At 35.2% G+C, this 22839-nt stretch carries 21 protein-coding genes; 19 read left to right on the top strand and 2 right to left on the bottom strand.

All coding sequences use genetic code 11. From position 1 onward, the window contains the following. Positions 1 to 34 precede the first annotated feature (34 nt). From G558_RS0100625 to G558_RS0100580, 10 genes are all read left to right on the top strand, one after another. Positions 35 to 3484: a DNA polymerase III subunit alpha gene (locus tag G558_RS0100625; protein WP_028828424.1), complete on the top strand. Its 3450-nt coding sequence runs from the start codon at positions 35 to 37 to the stop codon at positions 3482 to 3484. 125 nt (positions 3485 to 3609) lie between these two features. Then, positions 3610 to 4569 carry a 6-phosphofructokinase gene (gene pfkA / locus G558_RS0100620; RefSeq protein ID WP_028828423.1) on the top strand — a complete coding sequence of 320 codons (960 nt, stop codon included), beginning with the start codon at positions 3610 to 3612 and terminating at the stop codon, positions 4567 to 4569. 39 nt (positions 4570 to 4608) lie between these two features. After that, entirely contained in the window at positions 4609 to 6360 is a 1752-nt protein-coding gene (gene pyk / locus G558_RS0100615; RefSeq protein WP_028828422.1) for a pyruvate kinase, read from the top strand. A gap of 121 nt (positions 6361 to 6481) precedes the next feature. Then, the gene (locus G558_RS0100610; RefSeq protein ID WP_028828421.1) at positions 6482 to 7024 is read left to right on the top strand and encodes a DUF4364 family protein; all 543 of its coding nucleotides are present in this window, start codon (positions 6482 to 6484) and stop codon (positions 7022 to 7024) included. A gap of 38 nt (positions 7025 to 7062) precedes the next feature. After that, positions 7063 to 7587 carry a hypoxanthine phosphoribosyltransferase gene (hpt, locus tag G558_RS0100605; RefSeq protein ID WP_028828420.1) on the top strand — a complete coding sequence of 175 codons (525 nt, stop codon included), beginning with the start codon at positions 7063 to 7065 and terminating at the stop codon, positions 7585 to 7587. Between the two features lie 51 nt (positions 7588 to 7638). After that, positions 7639 to 9195: an ABC-F family ATP-binding cassette domain-containing protein gene (locus G558_RS0100600; RefSeq protein WP_028828419.1), complete on the top strand. Its 1557-nt coding sequence runs from the start codon at positions 7639 to 7641 to the stop codon at positions 9193 to 9195. 61 nt (positions 9196 to 9256) lie between these two features. Further along, positions 9257 to 9982, top strand: a complete 726-nt coding sequence (locus G558_RS0100595) for a tRNA (adenine(22)-N(1))-methyltransferase (RefSeq protein ID WP_028828418.1) — start codon at positions 9257 to 9259, stop codon at positions 9980 to 9982. Positions 9983 to 10000: 18 nt separating this feature from the next. Next, on the top strand, positions 10001 to 10783 hold the full coding sequence (locus tag G558_RS0100590; RefSeq protein ID WP_028828417.1) for a Nif3-like dinuclear metal center hexameric protein: 783 nt from the start codon (positions 10001 to 10003) through the stop codon (positions 10781 to 10783). A gap of 14 nt (positions 10784 to 10797) precedes the next feature. Next, positions 10798 to 11457, top strand: a complete 660-nt coding sequence (locus G558_RS13275; RefSeq protein WP_051188381.1) for a ribonuclease HI family protein — start codon at positions 10798 to 10800, stop codon at positions 11455 to 11457. Positions 11458 to 11496: 39 nt separating this feature from the next. Then, positions 11497 to 12639 carry a THUMP domain-containing class I SAM-dependent RNA methyltransferase gene (locus tag G558_RS0100580; protein ID WP_408633484.1) on the top strand — a complete coding sequence of 381 codons (1143 nt, stop codon included), beginning with the start codon at positions 11497 to 11499 and terminating at the stop codon, positions 12637 to 12639. A gap of 116 nt (positions 12640 to 12755) precedes the next feature. Here the strand turns inward: G558_RS0100580 and G558_RS0100575 are convergent, their stop codons facing one another. After that, positions 12756 to 13124, bottom strand: coding sequence for a class II SORL domain-containing protein (locus tag G558_RS0100575; RefSeq protein ID WP_028828415.1), 369 nt, complete (start codon positions 13122 to 13124; stop codon positions 12756 to 12758). A gap of 221 nt (positions 13125 to 13345) precedes the next feature. Here G558_RS0100575 and ybeY point away from each other — a divergent pair, with 221 nt between their 5' ends. From ybeY to G558_RS0100530, 9 genes are all read left to right on the top strand, one after another. Then, on the top strand, positions 13346 to 13840 hold the full coding sequence (gene ybeY / locus G558_RS0100570; protein ID WP_084502762.1) for an rRNA maturation RNase YbeY: 495 nt from the start codon (positions 13346 to 13348) through the stop codon (positions 13838 to 13840). 1 nt (position 13841) lies between these two features. Then, positions 13842 to 14645 (top strand): diacylglycerol kinase, encoded by an 804-nt coding sequence (locus G558_RS0100565; RefSeq protein ID WP_330363749.1) that lies wholly within the window; start codon positions 13842 to 13844, stop codon positions 14643 to 14645. Between the two features lie 27 nt (positions 14646 to 14672). Further along, the gene (gene era / locus G558_RS0100560) at positions 14673 to 15581 is read left to right on the top strand and encodes a GTPase Era (protein WP_036931298.1); all 909 of its coding nucleotides are present in this window, start codon (positions 14673 to 14675) and stop codon (positions 15579 to 15581) included. 30 nt (positions 15582 to 15611) lie between these two features. Continuing rightward, the gene (gene recO, locus G558_RS0100555) at positions 15612 to 16349 is read left to right on the top strand and encodes a DNA repair protein RecO (protein WP_028828411.1); all 738 of its coding nucleotides are present in this window, start codon (positions 15612 to 15614) and stop codon (positions 16347 to 16349) included. A gap of 27 nt (positions 16350 to 16376) precedes the next feature. Continuing rightward, entirely contained in the window at positions 16377 to 17183 is an 807-nt protein-coding gene (locus G558_RS0100550; protein WP_028828410.1) for a histidinol-phosphatase HisJ family protein, read from the top strand. A gap of 162 nt (positions 17184 to 17345) precedes the next feature. Further along, on the top strand, positions 17346 to 19373 hold the full coding sequence (locus G558_RS0100545; protein ID WP_330363748.1) for a urocanate hydratase: 2028 nt from the start codon (positions 17346 to 17348) through the stop codon (positions 19371 to 19373). 27 nt (positions 19374 to 19400) lie between these two features. Continuing rightward, entirely contained in the window at positions 19401 to 20294 is an 894-nt protein-coding gene (gene ftcD, locus G558_RS0100540; protein WP_036931335.1) for a glutamate formimidoyltransferase, read from the top strand. Between the two features lie 27 nt (positions 20295 to 20321). Continuing rightward, positions 20322 to 21560 carry an imidazolonepropionase gene (gene hutI / locus G558_RS0100535; protein ID WP_028828407.1) on the top strand — a complete coding sequence of 413 codons (1239 nt, stop codon included), beginning with the start codon at positions 20322 to 20324 and terminating at the stop codon, positions 21558 to 21560. 27 nt (positions 21561 to 21587) lie between these two features. After that, the gene (locus G558_RS0100530) at positions 21588 to 22208 is read left to right on the top strand and encodes a cyclodeaminase/cyclohydrolase family protein (protein ID WP_036931296.1); all 621 of its coding nucleotides are present in this window, start codon (positions 21588 to 21590) and stop codon (positions 22206 to 22208) included. Positions 22209 to 22268: 60 nt separating this feature from the next. Here the strand turns inward: G558_RS0100530 and G558_RS13270 are convergent, their stop codons facing one another. Beyond that, positions 22269 to 22634 carry a helix-turn-helix domain-containing protein gene (locus G558_RS13270; protein WP_051188380.1) on the bottom strand — a complete coding sequence of 122 codons (366 nt, stop codon included), beginning with the start codon at positions 22632 to 22634 and terminating at the stop codon, positions 22269 to 22271. Positions 22635 to 22839: the final 205 nt, after the last annotated feature.

The following is a 22839-nucleotide window of genomic DNA, read 5'->3' as shown; positions in this document are numbered from 1 at the left end:
GAAAAATTTTTAGTAAAAGGAAAGTAGAATTAAAATGAGCAAATTTTGTCATCTTCATCTTCACACGCAGTACAGTCTTTTGGATGGATTTTCCAAAATAGATAATCTTATGGATAAAGTAAAAGAGCTGGGAATGGATTCTGTGGCCATAACGGATCATGGGGTAATGTTTGGGGTTGTAGATTTTTATAAAAAAGCAAAGAGCAGTGGTATAAACCCTATAATTGGTTGCGAGGTATACGTTTCATTCAGGGGTAGATATGACAGAGAAAATATAGATAAAAAATCTTATCACCTTGTGCTTCTTGCAGAAAACAATGAAGGTTATCAAAACCTCATAAAGATTGTATCTGCAGGATTTGTTGAAGGGTTTTATTATAAACCAAGAGTTGACTATGAAGTACTTGAAAAATACAGCAAAGGGATTATAGGGCTTTCAGCTTGTCTGGCGGGAGAAATTCCCCAAAGACTTATGGAGGGGAAATATCAGGAGGCGAAAACTGCAGCGCAGAGATTTTTAGCTTTATTTGGAAAAGATAATTTTTATATGGAGCTTCAAGATCATAATATCCCAGAGCAGGCGAGAGTTAATATGTATATACAAAAACTCTCCAGAGAAACTGGAATCCCTATGGTTGCAACAAATGATGTGCATTATCTTACAAAAGAAGATTGGAAGACACATGAGATACTCATGTGTATACAGACTGGAAAAACTCTCCAAGATGAGCACCGGATGGAGTTTAAGACTAATGAATTCTATCTCAAGTCTCCAGATGAGATGGCAGATCTCTTTAAAGGTTATGACGGCGCACTGGAAAATACAGTAAAGATAGCTGGCAGGTGCAAAGTTGACTTTGACTTTGAGACAATTCATCTTCCTGAATATAAGGTGGAAGATGGAAAAACTCCTTCTGGATTTCTCAGAGAATTATGTTACAAAGGATTAAAGAAAAGATATACAAATCCTTCAAAAGAAGTTTTAGACAGACTTGAGTTTGAACTTGGAGTCATAGAAAAAATGGGTTACGTAGCATACTTTCTTATAGTATGGGACTTTATTTATTATGCCAAGAGCAATGACATAATGGTTGGTCCAGGAAGGGGTTCCGCAGCGGGATCTATTGTAGCATACACCCTTGAAATCACAGATGTGGATCCGATTGAATACTCACTTCTGTTTGAGCGTTTTCTTAATCCTGACAGAATCTCTATGCCAGATGTGGATATAGATTTCTGCTATGAAAAAAGAGAGCAGGTAATTGATTATGTAAAGCAGAAATATCATGACGATCACGTAGCCCAAATAATAACATTTGGAACTTTGGGAGCAAGATCATCTATTCGCGACGTGGGAAGGGTCCTTGGAGTAAGCTATCAGGAGGTAGATAAAGTAGCCAAAGAGATTCCCTTTGCAATAGGAATGACTATAGAAAAAGCCCTTGAGGTAAATTCTAATCTAAGAAAGCTTTATAGTTCAAGCCCTCAGATAAAAGAACTGATAGATATATCAAAAAGCGTGGAGGGCCTTCCTCGCCATGCATCGACACACGCGGCTGGAGTCGTTATATCCAAGGAAAGCGTAGACAGCTATGTACCTCTTTATATGCATCAAAATTCTGTAACTACACAGTTTCCTATGACTACGCTCGAAGAACTTGGTCTTTTGAAAATGGATTTTCTGGGGCTTAGGACACTTACTGTAATTCAGGATTCTGTTAAGATGATAAAGTTAAATCATGGCAAAGATATAGTTTTTTCTGGAATGAAATACGATGATCCGCTTGTATACGAAAATCTTTCCTCGGCTAACACTCTGGGCGTTTTTCAGCTTGAGAGCGGCGGCATGAGACAGTTCTTGAAAGAGCTTAAGCCCGATGATTTTGAGGAAATAATAGCTGGGATTTCACTTTACAGACCGGGCCCAATGGAATCTATACCAGCATATATAAAAAACAAAAACAATCCAGACCAGATAGAGTATCTCCATGAAAAACTCAGATCCATACTCGAGGTTACAAATGGCATACTTGTTTACCAGGAGCAGGTTATGCAAGTAGTAAGAGAACTCGGTGGATATTCATATGCAAGAGCAGACCTGGTAAGAAAAGCCATGAGCAAGAAAAAGATGGATGTAATGGAAGAAGAACGCGAGTACTTTGTAAATGGGAAACTAGATGCAGATGGAAATATTGAAATAGCGGGTTGTGTAAGAAATGGCATAAGCGCAGGAGCAGCTAACAAGATCTATGATAACATGATAGATTTTGCAAAATATGCTTTCAATAAAAGTCATGCTGCATGTTACGCAGTGCTTGCATATCAGACATCGTATCTGAAGGCACATTATAAAGTAGAATTTATGACAGCTCTTATGACAAGTGTCATGGGCAATACAGATAAAGTAGTTCAATATATAAAAGAGTGTAATGATATTGGTATAGAAGTGCTTCCGCCCGATGTCAACAAAAGTATAAAAACTTTCAGTGTGGAGAATGGAAATATAAGATTTGCTATGTCGGCAATTAAAAATGTTGGTGAAAATGCTGTAGAAACTATAGTAAGAGAAAGAACAAAAGATGGAGAATTTACCTCTCTTCAAAATTTTGTAAAAAGAGTTTCTGGGCAAGATGTCAACAAAAGGCTTGTAGAGAGTCTTTTCAAGGCAGGAGCGTTTGATTCTATTAATATAAACAGAGCTACCCTGATGGCGAATTTTGAAAAAATATGGGACAGTGCAAATAATGAAAGAAGAAACAACATAGATGGGCAGGTTTCTCTTTTTGACAGTATCCATGAGACCGAGTCAACAATTGATATGGTTGATGCAGCAGATTTTGGAACAAAAGAAAGACTGGCTATGGAAAAGGAAGTTCTAGGATTATATATTAGTGGACATCCCTTAAGTGACTATTCGGACAAGCTAAAGAGAGTTGCATCACATAACACGCTCATGTTTAAAGAAATGCAGGAAGATTATGAGCAGTATCAATATGAAGATGATTCGATGGTAATAGTAGGAGGCTTGATATCTGAAAAAACCTACAAGACTACAAAAAGAAATGAAATGATGCTTTTTATAACCCTTGAGGATGAATATGGTACTGTAGAGGTTATAGTTTTCCCTAAAGTTCTTAACTCGTGCACTTTATCACTGGAAAAAGACAGTGTTGTCACGGTAAAAGGAAGACTGCAACTCAAAGAAGATGACGACGCAAAGATAATTGCCATGAAGATTGATACACTTGTATCCAATGAAGACAATAAGACCCTATATATAAGAGTAAAAAGCATGGCGGATCCAGTGGTAAAAGAAATTGAGAAAGTAGTTTTGAAAAATCCGGGTACAAATAATGTAAAGTACTTTGACGCTTCGTCAAACAAGAGCTTTGTATCTAATAAATACTCATATATATCTTGTAGTGACAATACAATTGATGAATTATCCTTGTTAATAGGAAAAGAAAATATTATTTTAAAATGATTTTATAAATTATTTCTTAAAAACTAATGACAAGAAAACAGAATTTTATTATAATAGGAATAAGAAGTTTTTGCGGGATAAAAAATGTATATGAGGGAACTAAAACGATCCCGATGGAGGTATTGATGAAGAGAATAGCTGTTTTAACAAGTGGCGGTGATGCGCCAGGTATGAATGCTGCTGTGCGAGCGGTGGTAAGATATTCCGTATACAATAACATTGAAGTTTATGGAGTACAGAGGGGATACAAGGGTCTTATGGAAGGAGACTTGTTCCCTATGAATGTATCCAGCGTAGGTGATATTATTCAGCGAGGAGGTACTATTCTAAAGACAGCAAGATCTCTTGAATTTAAGACAGATGAGGGTCAAAATGATGCTATTAATGTTTTGAATGTATATAAAATCGATGGCCTTGTTGTAATTGGAGGAGACGGAAGCTTTAGAGGAGCGCAGAAACTCAGTGAAAAAGGGGTTCCGGCTATAGGGATACCAGGGACTATAGACAATGACCTGGCATATACTGATTTTTCTATAGGCTTTGATACAGCTGTCAACACAGCGCTTGATGCAATAAGTAAGCTTAGAGATACATCATCTTCTCATGAAAGAGTTAGTATAGTTGAGGTGATGGGAAGAAATTGTGGAGACATAGCACTCTATGCGGGCCTTGGAGGTGGAGCAGAAGCTATTATAGTTCCTGAAGTGGAATATGATATTGATGAAATATGTAAAAAGCTTATAGATAGTAAACAAAGAGGGAAAACGCAAAGTATTATAGTAGTAGCAGAGGGAGCTGCCTCTGCCACTACTATCGGAGCCCTTATATCGGAAAAATCAGGAATGGACACCAGAACTACTATTCTTGGACATATTCAGCGTGGAGGTTCACCAAGTAGCTTAGACCGGATACTGGCAAGTAGAATGGGTGCAATGGCTGTAGAATGTCTCATCTCTGGTAAAAAAGCAAGGGTTATAGGTATAAAAGAAAATAAGATATTTGATATGGACATTGATGAAGCTTTAAAACAAAAAAGAGTTTTTGATAAGGATATGCACGAACTTTCAAAAATTCTATCTATATAAGGTACAATTTATTATTTATAAGGCAAGGAGAACTATAATATGTCAAATAAAAAAACTAAAATAGTCTGCACTATAGGACCTGCAAGTGAGTCGCCACAAGTAATAAGAGAACTTATGACATCTGGTATGAATGTATGCAGACTGAATTTTTCTCATGGAAACCATGCTGAACATCAGGCAAGGATAGACACTATAAAAAAAGTTCGTGAAGAAGTAAAGCCTTCTGTGGCAATACTGCTGGATACTAAAGGTCCAGAAATAAGAACGGGTTTATTTTCAGTTCCTGAGGTAAATCTGGAAGAAGGCCAAAAATTCATAATAACTATGGATGAGGTTATGGGAGATCAAAATAGATGCACAATTTCTTATAAAGAGCTGATACATGATGTTGTGCCTGGAAACAAAATTCTTATTGACGATGGACTTATAAGTCTTGTTGTTGAAGAAACAATTGGCAATGATATAATATGCAGAGTTGAAAATGCAGGAGTAGTTAAGAATAATAAAGGCGTAAACGTTCCGGGCGTGGTGATCAATCTTCCGGCTATAACGCAAAAGGACAGAGAGGATATTGTATTTGGAATTAAAAATGGAATTGACTTTGTAGCTGCCTCTTTTGTACGTAAAGCATCTGATGTAATGGCTATAAGGGAAATACTTGAGATAAATAACGGCGAACATATACAGATAATATCTAAGATTGAAAACCAGGAAGGTGTTGACAATATAGACGAAATTTTAAAGGTTTCAGACGGCATAATGGTTGCAAGAGGAGACCTTGGAGTTGAAATCCCTACTGAGGAAATTCCGATAGTACAGAAAATGATTATCAGAAAATGCAATTTCCTTGCAAAACCAGTAATTACTGCGACGCAAATGCTTGATTCCATGATAAGAAATCCAAGACCTACAAGAGCAGAAGTTACAGATGTAGCAAATGCAATTTATGATGGAACTGATGCCATAATGCTTTCTGGAGAAACAGCAGCTGGAAAATATCCTATAGAAACTATTGAAACAATGGCAAGGATAGCAGTAAGAATTGAAGATACTCTAGACTATATAAATATTTTAAAAAATAGACTTTTACTCAGAGACTGGTCTATAACTAATGCTATAAGCCATGCTTCGTGTACACTTGCAGTGGATATAAATGCTAATGCTATCATAACTGCCACAAGTTCAGGATATACGGCAAGATCGGTTTCCAGCTACAGGCCTCAGGCTCCTATAATAGCAGCAGTAAATACACCAGGAGTAATGAGACAACTTTCACTTGTGTGGGGGGTTGTAACTGTAATTGGTAGTCCAGTACATTCCACTGATGCCATGTTTGAGCAGGCCGTGGAACTTTCGCTTAAAGAAGGTTTTGTAAAATCAGGAGACACTGTAGTAATAACCGCAGGAGTTCCTGTTGGAGAAGTAGGTACTACAAACCTTATAAAAGTTCATCTGGTTACAGATGTGGTAGGTAGAGGAATAGGAATTGGGAACAGCAGTATTTCGGGTGTTGCAAGAATAATAAATTCGCCTGAAGATAAATTTGAAGATGGGGATATATTTGTTGGTAAATTTACAGACAAAGATTTTATGGACCAGGTTCAAAGAGCATCGGCTATAGTAGTTGAAGAGAGCGGTCTTACAAGTCATGCTGCAGTTGTAGGAGTAAGCCTTGGTATCCCAGTTATAGTTGGAGCAAAGAATATAACTGAAAATATTACCAGTGGAGAACTTATAAGTGTGGATCTTGAAAAAGGATTTGTTTACAGAGGGAAAATAAATCTTGTATAAGATGAAAAATATTTAAAATATGAAAGAGCAAATGTAATGTTTGCTCTTTTTATGATATAATATTAAAGTATGTTTAGTGAGTAGATATTATGAAAAATTAAAAGGATGTGAGGGATATTCTATGTATGGAAAGACAGATGAAGAACTTACAAAAAGCAAATTGTATATTTTATATTTGCTTGATAAAATAGATGAACCATTTTCAAACTTAAATATAACCCAAACGCTTATAGAGACAGATATAGTGGAATATTTTCCTTTGCAGCAGTACCTGTTTGAACTTGAAAAATCAGATTTCATATACAAAAAGGTCGTTGAGAGAAATGAATTCTACGAGATGACTGAAAGAGGGAAATCTGCACTTAATTATTTTGAAAACAGGATGCTTGGGCAAGATAAGAAAAAGATAGAGCATTATCTTGATGAAAATCTACCCAAATTTAACAGGTACAAAGAAATTAAGGCAGAATACAAAAAAGATAATGAAACTGGAAATGCAGAAGTTACGCTTCAGCTGATAAATAAAGGAAAACCTTTCATAACATTAAACCTGGAAGTTCCTACAATAGAAACTGCAAAATCAATATGTGCAAACTGGGATGAGTATGCGTCGGACATATATGGTGAAATAACCAGTGTCCTCACTCAAAAAAGATCACAGTAGTAATAAACAATTCAACTTATTAATAAAAGGAGTAAATAATGGATATCAATATCGCAGGAGTTTTTTATTCAAAAGAAGAAATAGCTAAGAGAGTCAAAGAACTTGCCGTTGAAATCGAAGAATGTTTTGGTGATGAAGATATAGTAATAGTAGGAGTACTAAAAGGTGCATGCGTTTTTGTTACTGATCTGATGAGAGAGATAAAAAATGATGTGATACTTGATTTCATGATGGTTTCAAGCTATGGAATGTCTACAAAGAGCTCTGGCGTCGTTAAAATAATCAAAGATGTAGATGCAGTGGTAGAAGGTCAAAATGTACTAATTGTTGAAGACATAATAGACACAGGCCTTACAATGAATTATCTTAGAGATTATTTCCAGAGAAAAGGTTGCAAGAGCTTTAAAATCTGTACTTTGCTTGACAAACCTCAAAGAAGGACCTGTGACGTGGTTGCAGACTTTACAGGATTTGAAATTCCAGATAAATTTGTTGTTGGCTACGGCATAGACTGTGGGGAAAAATACAGAAACCTTCCTTACATTGGATTTGTTCAAGATTAGTTTAAGACAAAGACAGATATAAAATAAATAAAAAAAGACATAGGAGAAAATATGAGTGTTTTAATAGTTAAAGATGTAAGTCATGGTTTTGGGTCAAGGGTAATACTTGAAGATGTTTCTTTCAGGTTACTCAAAGGAGAGCATGTGGCTCTGGTAGGAGCAAATGGTGAAGGGAAATCTACATTTATGAATATCATAACTGGAAACCTTATGCCAGATCAAGGCGAAGTCACATGGTCAAGTCATGTCAGTGTTGGTTATTTGGATCAGCACGCTTCATTAAAAGAAGGCACAACTATAAGAGATACCTTAAGAGGTGCTTTTGATGATATGTACAACATTGAAAAAGAGATGTTGAAACTATACGAAGATATGGCAGAATCAACACCCGAAGAAATGGATAAAATGATGGAAGAAGCAGCCGAAATACAGACAATACTCGACGATTCAGGATTCTATATAATAGATTCTAAAATAGAAGAGGTTGCAGGCGGACTGGGTTTAAGAGAAATAGGCCTGGATAGTCTTGTAAATGAGCTGAGCGGAGGACAAAGAACAAAAGTATTGCTTACAAAGCTTTTACTTAAAAATCCGACTATCCTTCTTTTGGATGAGCCTACCAACTACCTTGACTTTGAACATATAGAGTGGTTAAAAAAATATCTTAATAATTATGAGAATGCATTCATATTAATATCACATGACGTACCTTTTATAAATGACGTAACTAATATAATTTATCACGTTGCAGATGGAAGTCTTACAAGATATGTTGGAAACTATGATGAATTTGAAAGACTTTATGATTTGAAAAAAAGGCAACATGAACATGCCTATGAAAAGCAGCAAAAAGAAGTTGAAAAACTAGAAGACTTTATTGCGAGAAATAAGGCCAGAATATCAACTACAGGAAGAGCTAAAAGCCGTATGAAACAGCTTGAAAAAATGGACATGATTGAAAGACCTAAAGAAAAATTAAAGCCGTCGTTTTCGTTCAAAGAATCGAGGACACCTTCAAAGTTCATAATTGAAGCAGAAAATCTGGTAATAGGGTATAATGAACCACTCACAAGAGAAGTATCATTTGTAGTTGAGAGAAATAAAAAAATAGCAATAAAAGGAGTTAATGGGCTTGGAAAATCAACTCTTTTAAAGACAATGCTGGGAATACAAAAACCGATAGATGGTTCAGTAAAATTGGGACAGCATGTAGAGTATGGTTTTTTTGAACAAGAAGATGCCAAAAAAAACAGAAATACTGCATTAGAAGAAATATGGACCACATATCCAAATCTTTCCAATCATGAAGTAAGGCTCGAACTGGCAAGGTGCGGACTGACTAATGAACACATTACAAGTCAGATGATGGTGCTTTCGGGTGGAGAAAATGCAAAAGTAAGACTGTGCAAAATCTTACTGAAAAATATAAATTTCCTCGTACTTGATGAGCCCACAAATCACTTGGATGTTGATGCAAAAGATGAGCTAAAAAAGGCAATAAAAGAATTCAAGGGCACAGTTGTACTTGTATCACATGATCCTGAGTTCTATGAAGATGTAGTTGATGAAGTATGGAATGTAGAAGACTGGACAAATAAGATAGTATAAAATGCAGACCTATTATTAAGAGCGGCTTGGTAATAGGTCTTATAAATTACAGGTGAATAATATGATAGATGAGAGACTCAAAACAATAGCAGATATGGTAAGCAAACCTGGTACACTCCTTGATGTGGGTACTGATCATGGATATTTGCCTATATATCTTGTACAAAACAAAGTGGTAAAAAATGTAATAGCTTCAGATGTTAGCAAGGGTTCACTTTCAAAAGCGGTAATTCAGGTAGAATTGCACAAACTTGAAACAAGCATAGAAACAAGACTTGGATCGGGCCTCGAAGTGATTAAAGAAGGCGATAAAATAGATACTATAGTGATTTCTGGTATGGGCGGAAATTTAATATCAGAGCTTATTGATAAAAGGCTAAAACATATCAGAAAAAATGATATAGAAATAATAGTTCAGCCAGTACAGTTGCCTGAATCCATAAGGAAATATTTTTATGAAAACAGCTTTGATATACTCGAAGAAAAATTGGCCAAAGCAGATGGCAGGATATATCATATAATAAAAGCAAAGGCAAGAAAAGCGAAAATTCCAATTAGAAATTTCAGTGAAGGCGATGTCACACTGGAGCTGGGGGAATTTATAATGGCAGACAAAAGCAATAACAACCTTATGCTCCTCAAAGAACTGGTCTATTATAAGCTGAAAAAACAGTATAAAATAAAAGAAAAACTTGAAATTACAGATAGTAACAATATTAAAGACAGGTACAGAGTAGTTCTTAAAAAAATTGAATCATTAAATAATGTGCTGGAAAAAATTGACTAGCCATCAAAGGAGGTTTTTATGAAACTGAGAGAGGTATCTAAAATCCTGGATAATAAACTAAGAGCAAATATTGCAGAATCTTGGGACAATGTAGGCCTTTTGCTTGGGGATTACGATTCTGAGGTAAAAAAAATACTTTTGACACTGGAACTTACAAGAGACGTTTTTGATGTTGCGGTAAAAGAAAAAGCAGACTTGATAATCAGTCATCATCCACTCATATTTTCAGGAATAAAAAAAGTTGTAAGCTCTGAAGGTGACAATCTTGTATATGAACTAATAAAGAGTGAGATTGCCTTTTATGGTGCACATACTAATTTTGACGCTATAGATGGTGGATTGAGCGATTATTTTGCGCAAAAGCTTGGAGGACAGAACATAAAAGTGATAAAATCTCCTATAGAAGAACATGGGATATGCAGGATATTTAACATTAAAGAAGCTTCAATAGAAGATTATATAAAACACGTTAAATCTGTTATGAAGATAGATAATCTTAGATTTTCGGGCAATATAAATGATAAAATAAAAAAGGTTGCTGTAGTTACTGGCAGTGGAAGCGAATATATTGATCTTGCAGTTTCAAATGGAGCACAGCTTTTTATTACAGGAGATCTCAAGTATCACTTCGCTCTGGAATTGAAAGAAAAAGGACTTAATATACTTGATGCAGGGCACTTTGACACAGAAAAAATATTTCCAGAGGCCATGCATAAATTCATCAGAAACAACATTGAGGATCTAAGAGACATAGAGTTAATAAAATCAGAGGTAGATGTCAATCCTTTTGAATACAGATAATAACAGGAGTTAATATGAAGGCAGTAATATTTTCTGATGGTGGTTCCAGGGGGAATCCCGGAAAAGCAGCTATCGGGTATGTAATAAAGAAAGAAGATGGAGACGCTGTATATGAGTGTGGAATGAACATTGGTACAGCAACAAATAACACCGCAGAATATAAGGCGGTTATTGAAGCTCTTAAAATGGCAGATAGTATGGGTTATATTGAGGTCGAAGTATATCTGGACAGTCAGCTGGTTGAAAAGCAGATTAAAGGGGAATACAAAGTAAAGAGTCTGGATCTTATACCTCTTTTTACAGCTGTTATAAGTGAACTCAAGAAATTTAAAAAATACAGTGTAACCCACGTCAAAAGAGAGCTTAATAAAAGGGCGGACAAGCTTGTAAATGAAGCTCTTGATAGTGACAACACAGTCATATATGATTATAGGATTACTGAAAATGAAAATTTGGAGTGTAGTAATTCTCAAAGCAATAAAACTGAATTCGATAAAGTAAAAACTTTACTAAAAAACAACAAAACTGACTTTGTGGATATCAAGGCCTTAAATCAGTATGTCGTAATAACTTTGAAAATAAGTGATGCAAAAAAAATAGAAAATATATTGGATGATTTAAAATCAGTAAGAGAAAAAAGCAAAATAAAAAATCTGCTTTTTGAATTTATATAAAAATGATAAAACCTATAGCAGTTATTAATAAGGAGAAATATAATGAAATTTGAAGCAATAGCAGTATGCCTCTTTGGAGTTGAGTCCACAGTGTCTTACGAATTAAAAAACCTGGGATTCACTGTTACTAATGTTTCCGATGGCAGAGTGACATTTGAAACTGATGCAAAAGGTATAGCGACAGCTAACATTTCGCTGAGATGTGCGGAAAGAATTTTGGTAAAACTGGGTGAATTTCAGGCGCGAACTTTTGATGAACTTTTTGAAAACGTTAAAAAACTACCTCTTGAAAAATATATACCAGTTGATGCAAATTTTCCAGTTGCAAAAGCAAAATCAATAAACAGTAAACTTTTTTCGGTTTCAGACATACAGGCAATCACTAAAAAAGCTGCCGTTGAAAGATTAAAGAGCGTTTATAAAACAGAGTGGTTTTGTGAGACAGGCGAAAAACACCCAATACATGTTTTTATTAATAAAGACATAGTTCAAGTTACTATAGATACAACTGGACCAGCACTTCATAAACGTGGTTACAGGCAACTTTCTGGTGGAGCTCCAATAAGAGAAACCATAGCTGCTTTTATGGTAATGCTTACTCCCTGGAATGAATCAAAGTTGCTTGTTGACCCAATGTGTGGCTCAGGAACCATTGCAATTGAAGCAGCAATGATAGGTGCAAATATAATGCCTGGGATAAATCGTAATTTCCAGGGTGAAGAACTGTCTTTTATAAGTAAGTCAGATTGGATGATTGCCAGAAAAGAAGCGATTGAAAAAGAAAATCATAAAGAGTTCAAGATTTATGCATATGATATTGATCCAGAAATGGTAAAGCTTGCAAAATCAAATGCCCAGATTGCAGGAGTAGATCACCTTATTGATTTTATGAAGTCTGATGCAACAAAATTCCATTCTTCAAATGAATATGGATTCATTATTACAAATCCTCCATACGGCGAAAGAATGGGTGAAAAAGAAGAAGTGTATGAACTCTATAAGCAATTAGGCAAAGCATTTAAACATCTGCCTACATGGTCAATATACGTAATTTCAAGCCTTGAAAACGTAGAAGAGTTGTTTGGAAAAAAGGCAATGAAAAAAAGAAAACTTTATAATGGTATGCTTAAGTCACACTATTATCAATTTCCTGGTCCAAAACCGCCAAAAGTTCAAAATTAAAAAAAGAATAGTTTTAAAATAAGATTTTAAAAATGATTACAAAAAAACCAGATTCTGATTTTTTTACTCAGAACTGGTTTTTTATGTTTATGTTTTTGTAGAAGTGTTTTCAATAATTAGAATTTAACTTCAACTTCGCTTTCCCAAAGACCATGGATGTTGCAATAGCTCATAGCAACTAATTTTCCAGGTTTAGCAATTTTAAGCTTTGTTGAGAAATGAGGATCAGTAAGGTTATCAAGCTCTCCGTGAGCAGAGAATTCCATGCTCGCAACTTCTACAAGTACTTGGCTTCCTTCTTGAACAAAAAATAATTTCATCCATGAAATATGATGCTCAAGTGTATTTGGATGAGCGATTGCATCTCCTATTGATACAGTTACTTCAAAACTTTCTTCTGCGTTAACTTTTTCTGGAGCAATTATAACTGGAACATGTTTCTCTGATTTCCAGTCACCTGATTTAAAATAATTTGATATTGACATGTGTATCCTCCTAATAATTAAATTTAGTAATGCTTAATAGATATTATAACCCATAAACTGATAAATTAAACATAAAATGAATAAATTTATTATTTAAAATTATTCACAAACACTTTTCCAAGTAATAATACTTCTTTAAAAAAAGGTATCTTTAGTGTAAAATAAGGATATAAGTATTTGTCAGGTATAATTTATAAATTATATAAGGGAGAATTCACAAGATGATTGATCTGAATTATGATTTAGGAGAATATTCAGCTGAGATTACAAAAGAAATGATAGATTATCTAAAAGTAATAATTGGTGAAGCGCTTAATGTCCATGCATTAAATGACAATTATGAAATTTCGCTCACTTTTGTAGACGATGAAGAGATAAGAATAATTAATAAGCAATACAGGAAAAAAGATACTAAGACTGATGTACTTTCTTTTCCCATGTTTACAAAAGAAGAAATAGGAATTATGAGAAAAAATGAGAATTCAAATGATTCGGGTATGTTTGAATTACTAGGAGACATTATAATATCAATACCAACTGCAAAAGCTCAGGCTAAAGATTACAATCATTCTTTTACAAGAGAAATATGCTTTCTTGTCTGTCACTCTATACTTCATCTTCTGGGATATGATCATGAGAATCCAGGGGATACAAAAATGATGCAGGCTATGGAAAGACATATACTTGAAAAAGCCGAAATCACCAGGGATCATTAGGATGAAAGAGACAAAGGATGAATTAAAAGCCAGGCTCAAAGCCGAATATGAAAAAGATATTGAAATAAAACAGAGTCTGAATAGAAAATATGATGATAAAAATCCAAGAAAAATAAGTATGATAAAAAGCTTCAACTATGCGGTTGAAGGTATAATTTACTCGCTTAAGTCTGAAAGAAACATGAGGGTTCATTATGTTTTTGCCATAGCAATTTTGTTTGCTTCTTTATTTTTTGAGCTTACAAGGATAGAAATGGCTATATTATGTATATCGATTGTTTTTGTAGTGGTTTCTGAAATGATAAATACAGCAGTAGAAAGTGCGGTAGACCTTACAACCACTGAATATTCGCCTCTGGCAAAAATTGCTAAAGACGTGGCAGCTGGAGCAGTATTGATTTCTGCACTAAATGCAATTGCAACGGGCTATCTGCTCTTCTTTGATAAAATAAATCCTATTACAATTTCGGTCTTAACAAAGATGAGGAGACAGGGAATTCATGTCACTTTTGTAGGAATAATATTAATACTGATACTTGTAATAGGGATAAAAACTTATGCAAAATCGGGAACTGCATTTCAAGGAGGCATAGTGAGTGGCCATGCGGCGCTTGGGTTTGGTGTGGCAACCGCGATATCACTGCTTTCTGAAGATCCCCTTATTGCTACGCTGTCTTTTTTGATGGCAATGCTCGTTGGTCAGTCAAGGATAGAAGGCAAGATTCACACTCTGCGTGAAGTTGTATTTGGAGCAATCACTGGTATTGTGGTTATAGTTTTTATGTTTAAAGTGTTTAAAATATAAATTGAGATTTTACTTTGAAAGGATATTATGATAAATAAAAAATTTAAATCGGGCTTTGTAAGTATAGTAGGAAGGCCTAATGTTGGAAAATCAACACTTATAAATGAGCTTGTGGGAGAAAAAATAGCTATAATGAGTGACAAACCTCAAACAACAAGAAATCAGATAAAAGCTATATTTAACGATGATGATGCTCAGATAGTATTTGTTGATACACCTGGTATGCAAGACCCAAGGAATAAACTTGGAAAATACATGCTTAAATCATCTGAAGAATCTATGAAGGGTATGGATATAATACTTTACGTAGTTGATGAATCTGATTTTATAGGAAAGGCTGATTCTAAGATAATAGAAAAACTGAAATTCAGAAAAGAGACTAAGCTTCTTATAATCAACAAGGTTGATAAAATAAACAACGAAAAACTTATGAAAATAGTTCAGATGTACAGTAATTTAAATCTATTTGATGAAATAATACCAGTATCTGCACTAAAGGGAACTAACAGTAAAAAGGTAATAGAAATAATCAAAGTTTATCTGACATATGGACCGCAGTTTTTTCCAGAAGATATGATTACAGATCAGCCAGAGCGAGTACTTGTCTCTGAGATTATAAGAGAAAAAATACTGCACTATACTGATGAAGAGATTCCCCATGGAACTATGGTTAGAATCGAATCAATGAAGAAGAGAACAGATAAAGAAATAATGGATATCTCTGCCGTAATATACTGTGAAAGAGAGAATCATAAGAGTATTATAATCGGAAAAGGCGGAAGAAAAATCAAAGGTATAGGAAGCGCAGCAAGGAAAGAACTAGAAATTAGACTGGGTATACAAGTAAACCTTGAACTTTGGGTAAAACCTAAAGAAAACTGGAGAGATAATGAAAATTATATCAGAGGTTTTGGATTTAACGACAAGGAAATCTAAAGCTCTATAATATGGTTTAAATGGTGATATATGATAATACAAACGGAAGCAATAGTAATAAGAAGCACTAAATATTCTGATTCAGATTGCATATTAACACTTTTTACAAGAAAAATGGGGAAACTTGGTGTTTATTCAAAAAATGCAAGGCTCTTAAAAAGCCCCCTGATGAGCGGATCTCAGATATTTGCATATTCTAATGTGACAATTAATACAAGAGATGGAAAATACAGGCTTTCCAATGCTGATTTGATATCAAATTTCTATAAATTGTCCAGTAAAATGGAAAAAACATATCTTGGATATTATATGATCGAACTGGTGGAAAAACTTTCTATGGAAGGTCAAAGCAATATCAGACTATTTCAATTGCTTGCAGACTCACTTGGTGAACTTCAAAACAATGATAACATAATTCTAATGAAAACAATTTTTGAATTAAAAATACTTGATTATACAGGATATAGACCCAATGCATCCAGATGTATAGTGTGTGGAAATAATCAAAATCTTGGGAACTACTTCGCTCCAGGAGAAGGTGGCAGAGTCTGCACAAAATGTCTTAACCAAGTTCGGCTGAAATACATGTATGATACTACAACATTCAGGCTTATTGAATACATCCAAAGTAACCACATTTCAAAAATACTAGAAGCAAAGATAAATGATCAAATAATTCAAGAACTCAGCATTATGCTTGATTATTATATTAAATACCATCTTTCAGAAGTCAAAATTAAGACAAGAGAATATCTGATACTTGATTAGAAAAAGATCAATTACAAGGAGTAATAAATGATAAAGACAGACTATCATATGCACACATGTTATTCGTTTGACTCAGATGAAAAAATGGAAGATATTGTTAAAAAATCCATTGATATTGGCCTTAGAGAAATAGTTTTCACAGATCATCTCGAGGTTATACATCCAAATAAGAGGATAGACAGTGTAATAGATTATGATAAATATGTAGGTGAAATAAGTTATTTAAAGATTAAATATGGAAAAGATATAAACATTTTGCTTGGAGCAGAGATCAATCTTGAACCTTCAATAGAAAAAGAGACAAATGATTATTTAAGCACATACCCTTTTGACTTTATAATTGGTTCTCTTCACGCTTTTGAGTTTAAAGATTTTGCAACACCGGATTCTAGCAAAGGACTTACTCAGGATGAATACTATAAAAAATATTTTGAATGGGGAATCAATTGCGTAAAAAAAGATTTCAATTTTTCGGTGCTGGGTCATATAGATTATATAATTAGATATGGCGGATACGATAATAAATTTTTGAATATGGATGTTCACCGCGAATATATAAAAGAAATACTCAAAACCCTGATAGATAAGGGAAAGGGCATAGAGATTAATACGGCGGGGCTTAGATACAATCTTGGCCACGTACATCCAAAGATGGAAATTCTTCAGATGTACAAAGATTTAGGTGGAGAGATAGTTACTATAGGATCGGATGCTCATAAAAAAACAGATCTAGCGAGAGATTTTGATATAGCGTATGATGTTTTGAAAAAATGTGGCTTCAAATACTACTCAAGATTTGAAAAAATGAAACCTGTATTTGAAAAGATAAATTAGAATAAAGCAAGCAAAACTTAGAAGAAACAAGCTAAGGTTGCTTGCTTTTTAGTGGATAAATATTTAACTGGCTGATTGTAAAATTTCTTTGAGAGTGTTATCATATTTATTATAGAATGTAATTTGATTCTTTAAAAAAAATAATAATACAGGAGGTAATTTATGATAAACAACACCGACATATCAAAGGCTATGACTATTAAACTCGATGATTCACTGCCTGAGTATCCTGAATTTAAAAAAATTGTAAGAAGAGCTCCAATGAGAGAGCTAAGTTTAAATGAAAGGGAAATAAAACTTTCTCTAAAAAACGCTTTAAGATACATACCAGAGAATCTCCATGAAGAACTCGCTCCAGAGTTTTTGGAAGAGCTTATGACCAGAGGCAGGATCTATGGGTACAGATTTATGCCAAAAGACAGAATATATGGGAAGCCAATAGAGCAATACAAAGGTAAGTGCATAGAAGGTAAAGCATTTCAGGTAATGATAGATAACAACCTGGATCATGAGATTTCGCTTTATCCATATGAGCTTGTTACATATGGTGAGACCGGTCAGGTAGTACAAAACTGGATGCAGTATCAGCTTTTAAAAAAATATTTGGAAGAGCTTACCGATGAGCAGACGCTTGTAATGATGTCTGGTCACCCTATGGGTTTATTCAAATCTTCTATAAACAGTCCAAGAGTAATTATAACAAATGGATTGATGATAGGTATGTTTGATAATCCACACGACTGGTCAAAAGCTGCAGCTATGGGTGTTTCGAGTTATGGACAGATGACAGCTGGTGGCTGGATGTATATAGGCCCACAAGGAATTGTACATGGGACATTTAATACTATCTTAAATGCGGGACGAAAAGTTCTTGGAATTCCTGACGATAAGGACCTGGCGGGACATATATTTGTTACATCGGGTCTTGGGGGAATGAGCGGGGCACAGCCAAAAGCCATAGAAATTGCAAATGGAGTAGGAATTATAGCAGAAGTAGACTATTCAAGGATTGAAACCAGACACAAACAAGGATGGGTGTCAGTCATAACAACGTCTGCAAAAGAGGCTTTTGAAATTGCCTCTGAAAACATGGATAAGAAAAAAGCGATTTCTATAGCATATCATGGAAATATAGTAGATCTGCTTGAATACGCTGTAGATAATAACGTAAAAATAGAGCTCCTTTCAGATCAGACATCGTGTCATGTACCTTATGACGGAGGATACTGTCCTCAGGGTGTGACATTTGAACAAAGAACGCAAATGCTGGATAAAGATAAATTGAATTTTGTAAAAAAAGTTGATGAAAGTCTTATAAAGCATTATCACCTGGTAAAGGAACTTGTAGCCAGAGGAACATATTTCTTTGATTATGGAAATGCCTTCATGAAAGCAGTATTTGATGCAGGAGCAAAAGATATTGCAAAGAACGGAATAGATACGAGTGAAGGATTTATTTTCCCATCCTATGTAGAAGATATCATGGGGCCAGAATTGTTTGACTATGGGTATGGGCCATTTAGATGGTGCTGCCTGAGTGGAAGCGCTGATGATCTTAGAAAAACTGACAAAGCAGCAATGTCAGTTATCAATCCTGAAAGAAGAGGACAGGACAGAGACAACTATATATGGATAAGAGATGCTCAAAAAAACAATCTGGTAGTAGGTACTCAGTGCAGAATACTTTATCAAGATGCACTTGGAAGAAGAGATATAGCACTCAAATTCAACGAAATGGTAAGAAATGCTGAGATTGGTCCGGTGATGCTTGGCAGAGACCATCATGATACAGGTGGGACGGATTCACCCTTTAGAGAGACTTCAAATATATACGACGGAAGCAATATAACTGCCGACATGGCAATCCAGTGTTTTGCAGGAAATGCAGCCAGAGGGATGAGCTTGGTTGCACTTCATAACGGGGGTGGAGTAGGTATTTCAAAATCTATAAACGGCGGTTTTGGAATGGTGCTTGATGGAAGTGAAAGAGTAGACGAGATAATCAAAACATCAATACCTTGGGATACTATGGTCGGAGTTTCAAGAAGAAGCTGGGCAAGATGTGAAAACTCTATATCAACAGTAGCTGAATACAATGAAACGTTTAAGGGAGAAGATCATATAACCATACCTTATGTAGCAGATGACGGTCTTGTAGAAAAAACATTTAATTCATATAAAAGAAAATAAGAATAGACAAGGAGAAGTAAAATGGCCATGAACAGGATTATTGAATGTGTACCAAACTTTAGTGAGGGGCGAGATTTAGAAAAAATAGAAAAAATAATGGATTGCTTTAGAGCTAAAGAAAATGTAAAATTGCTGGATTACAGCCCGGATAAAGATCATAACAGATGCGTTGTAACTGTTATAGGGGAGCCTGAAGCACTTAAAGAGGCGATAGTTAATGCAATAGGTAAAGCAGTAGAACTTATAGACCTGACAAAACATGAAGGTCAGCATCCAAGAATGGGAGCCGTAGATGTAATACCATTTATTCCGGTAAAAAACACAACAGTTGAAGATGCAGATAAACTAGCAAAAGAAGTAGCAAAAGAAGCTTCTGAAAAATATGGCCAGCCATTTTTCCTCTATGAAAAATCAGCGAGCGCACCTCACAGAGAAAATCTTGCCAATGTCAGAAAAGGTCAGTTTGAAGGAATGAAAGAAAAAATGCTGGATCAAAGTATGTGGAAACCAGACTTTGGCCCAGATACAATACATCCTACAGGAGGGGTTACCGCTATAGGAGCAAGAATGCCACTTGTTGCTTATAATATTAATCTGGACACTCCAAATCTTGAGATTGCTGACAAGATAGCTAAACAGGTAAGACATATAAGTGGAGGCTTCAGATATGTTAAAGCAATGGGAGTAATGCTTGAAGACAGAAACGTTGCTCAGGTATCAATGAATCTTACTGATTATACAAAATCAGCGGTATACAGAGTTTTTGAGACTGTAAAAATGGAAGCTAAAAGATACGGAGTAAATGTTATAGGAAGCGAAATTGTCGGACTTGTTCCTATGCAGGCACTCATAGATTCGGCTGAATATTACCTGCAAATTGAAAACTTCAGTATGGACCAGGTACTTGAAACCAGAATATAGTTTAGGTAATTTGAACAGGAGATAGAGATGAAAAAGCTTATAATAAAAAATGCCTCAGAACTTGTAACCTGCAGAGGAAAGGCTCCCAAAAAAGGCGCTGAGATGGCTGATATAGGAATTATTTACGGTGGTTCGGTGGTGATTGAAGATGGAATTATTGTCGACGTAGATACTGCGGAAAATATAAACAAAAAATATGACGAGAGCGAATATCATGTAGTTGATGCCACCGAAAAAGCTGTACTGCCAGGTTTTATAGATTCCCATACTCACCTTATATTTGGAGGTTACAGAGCCGATGAGTTTTCCTGGAGGCTCAGAGGTGACACATATATGTCGATAATGGAAAGAGGCGGAGGAATCACAAGTTCTGTAAGATCTACAAGAAGCACTTCTCTTGAAAAATTTGTTGAAACAGGGAAAAAGAGACTCGATAAAATGCTTGATTTTGGAGTGACGACAGTAGAGGCTAAAAGCGGATACGGGCTGGACGAAGAAACAGAGATGAGGCAGTTAGAAGCTGTAAAAATCCTCAACGATACCCATTCGGTGGACATAGCAGCTACATTTTTAGGACCCCACAGTGTTTTACCTGAGTGGAAGGGCAAAGAAGATGAATTCATAGATTACATGATTGAGGTAATGAAAAAAGCCAAAGATCAAAACCTTGCAGAGTTTGCAGATATATTCTGTGAAAAGAATGTCTTCAGCATAGAGCAGTCAAGAAAATTTCTTTCCAGTGCAAAAGAAATGGGACTTATGCTAAAGCTTCACGCCGATGAGATAGTAAGGCTTGGAGGAGCAGAACTCGCAGCAGAATTGGGGGCAGTATCAGCAGATCATCTTCTCCAGGCATCTGATGAGGGCATAAGAAATATGGCTAAAAAAGATGTAGTGGCAACACTTTTACCCGCCACTGCATTCTGCCTTAAAGAAGATTATGCAAGAGCCAGAGATATTATAGACAGTGGGTGCGCTGTGGCACTTGCAACGGATTTTAATCCAGGGAGCTGTTTTACCAATTCCGTTCCACTTGTAATCGCCCTTGCTGCGATTCAAATGAAAATGTCTATAGAAGAGATAATAACGGCCCTTACTATAAATGGGGCGGCGGCACTTGCAAGACAGGATAAAATTGGCAGCATAGAAGTGGGAAAAAAAGCAGATATAATAATACTCGAATTCCCGTCTATACATTTTCTGCCATACCACGCGGGCGTTAATATAGTAGAGACGGTAATAAAAGATGGTGTAATTGTAAAATAAATTGTATTTGTTAGGGGAGATCTGATTATGGAAATGAAAAATATGACGATAGAAGATTTTGTATCAAAGACAGCATCAAGTGAACCGGCACCAGGTGGAGGAAGTGTTGCAGCCTTAGCAGGAGCACTTGCAGGAGCGCTTGCAGAAATGGTAGCAAGACTTACCATAGATAAAAAAGGTTATGAAGATGTGCAAGAAGAAATGAAAGCAATGGCAAATAAAGCTGAAAAAATAAGGATACAATTGATTGATGATATACAAAGAGATACGAATTCATTCAATAAATACATGGATGCCCTTGGAATGCCCAAAGAAACTGAAGAGCAGAAAGAAACAAGAAGAAATGCTATGCAAGCAGGACTTAAAGCTGCGGCCATAGTGCCTTTTGAGGTTGCAAACACTGCATATGGAATAATGGAACTGGCGGAAATTGCAGTAGAAAAAGGAAATACAAATGCGGTTACAGATGGCCTTGTTGCGGCTATGATGGCAAGAACAGCAGTACTTTCAGCACTCCTTAATACCAAAATAAATTTAGGGTCAATAAAAGATGAGCAATTTGTAAGAGAATATGCTGATAAAGTACGTGAATTAGAGATTAGAGCTGTAGAATTTGAAGGAAAAATACTGAGCAAATCTAAATTATAATTAATTAAAAAATCAGAAACTCATTTGAATAAAAATATTTTATTCGTGGGTTTCTGATTTTTAACATTTTGAGGCCCAGTAAGCTTCGGTTATTGATTTCATCATAGTGTCTTTTTCCTGTTCAGTAAGCGCGTCAGTTTTTAATAGCTCTGTAATTTCTTCCGTCAGTTTTTTTGCTGTATTCTGAGGTGTTTTTTTGTAATGTTTTCCATTTTTATAAAAATCTTTATCCCCAGACATTAAAAAGTCAACTGTTACATCAAAAATAGATGCTATATCAGCATATATCTCAGTCTGCTTAGGATAACACTTACAAGTTTCATAATTTATAAGAGTTCTAGTCGTTATATTTAGTTTTTCTGACAGTTCTGTTTGAGTTATTCTGGCATTTTTTCTAAGTTGTTTTAGTTTTCTTCCAAAAGACATTATTATGTATCCCCTAACGTACTTTAATGTAAATACTTTCATGAAAAGCATACATAATAAACAAGTTAATGTCAATACAAAAAAATGATATATTTCGAAAATTCTGTATCATTTCATTTGGCCGGCAAAGCTCAAATTATACAAATTGATGACAATTGCACAATGTGATGACTTTTAAAAAGAATTATGATAAAATATTGGATAT

This window comes from Proteocatella sphenisci DSM 23131 (assembly GCF_000423525.1).
GTDB lineage: Bacteria > Bacillota > Clostridia > Peptostreptococcales > Filifactoraceae > Proteocatella > Proteocatella sphenisci.
Note: the sequence above shows the minus strand (reverse complement) of the source record. Positions and strands in the feature narration are given on the sequence as shown.

Excerpts from the sequence above, each read along its gene's own strand:
- G558_RS0100625 (WP_028828424.1), top strand. The coding sequence starts at position 35 with ATGAGCAAATTTTGTCATCTTCATCTTCACACGCAGTACAGTCTTTTG.
- pfkA (WP_028828423.1), top strand. The coding sequence starts at position 3,610 with ATGAAGAGAATAGCTGTTTTAACAAGTGGCGGTGATGCGCCAGGTATG.
- pyk (WP_028828422.1), top strand. The coding sequence starts at position 4,609 with ATGTCAAATAAAAAAACTAAAATAGTCTGCACTATAGGACCTGCAAGT.
- G558_RS0100610 (WP_028828421.1), top strand. The coding sequence starts at position 6,482 with ATGTATGGAAAGACAGATGAAGAACTTACAAAAAGCAAATTGTATATT.
- hpt (WP_028828420.1), top strand. The coding sequence starts at position 7,063 with ATGGATATCAATATCGCAGGAGTTTTTTATTCAAAAGAAGAAATAGCT.
- G558_RS0100600 (WP_028828419.1), top strand. The coding sequence starts at position 7,639 with ATGAGTGTTTTAATAGTTAAAGATGTAAGTCATGGTTTTGGGTCAAGG.
- G558_RS0100595 (WP_028828418.1), top strand. The coding sequence starts at position 9,257 with ATGATAGATGAGAGACTCAAAACAATAGCAGATATGGTAAGCAAACCT.
- G558_RS0100590 (WP_028828417.1), top strand. The coding sequence starts at position 10,001 with ATGAAACTGAGAGAGGTATCTAAAATCCTGGATAATAAACTAAGAGCA.
- G558_RS13275 (WP_051188381.1), top strand. The coding sequence starts at position 10,798 with ATGAAGGCAGTAATATTTTCTGATGGTGGTTCCAGGGGGAATCCCGGA.
- G558_RS0100575 (WP_028828415.1), bottom strand. The coding sequence starts at position 13,124 with ATGTCAATATCAAATTATTTTAAATCAGGTGACTGGAAATCAGAGAAA.
- ybeY (WP_084502762.1), top strand. The coding sequence starts at position 13,346 with ATGATTGATCTGAATTATGATTTAGGAGAATATTCAGCTGAGATTACA.
- G558_RS0100565 (WP_330363749.1), top strand. The coding sequence starts at position 13,842 with ATGAAAGAGACAAAGGATGAATTAAAAGCCAGGCTCAAAGCCGAATAT.
- era (WP_036931298.1), top strand. The coding sequence starts at position 14,673 with ATGATAAATAAAAAATTTAAATCGGGCTTTGTAAGTATAGTAGGAAGG.
- recO (WP_028828411.1), top strand. The coding sequence starts at position 15,612 with ATGATAATACAAACGGAAGCAATAGTAATAAGAAGCACTAAATATTCT.
- G558_RS0100550 (WP_028828410.1), top strand. The coding sequence starts at position 16,377 with ATGATAAAGACAGACTATCATATGCACACATGTTATTCGTTTGACTCA.
- G558_RS0100545 (WP_330363748.1), top strand. The coding sequence starts at position 17,346 with ATGATAAACAACACCGACATATCAAAGGCTATGACTATTAAACTCGAT.
- ftcD (WP_036931335.1), top strand. The coding sequence starts at position 19,401 with ATGAACAGGATTATTGAATGTGTACCAAACTTTAGTGAGGGGCGAGAT.
- hutI (WP_028828407.1), top strand. The coding sequence starts at position 20,322 with ATGAAAAAGCTTATAATAAAAAATGCCTCAGAACTTGTAACCTGCAGA.
- G558_RS0100530 (WP_036931296.1), top strand. The coding sequence starts at position 21,588 with ATGGAAATGAAAAATATGACGATAGAAGATTTTGTATCAAAGACAGCA.
- G558_RS13270 (WP_051188380.1), bottom strand. The coding sequence starts at position 22,634 with ATGTCTTTTGGAAGAAAACTAAAACAACTTAGAAAAAATGCCAGAATA.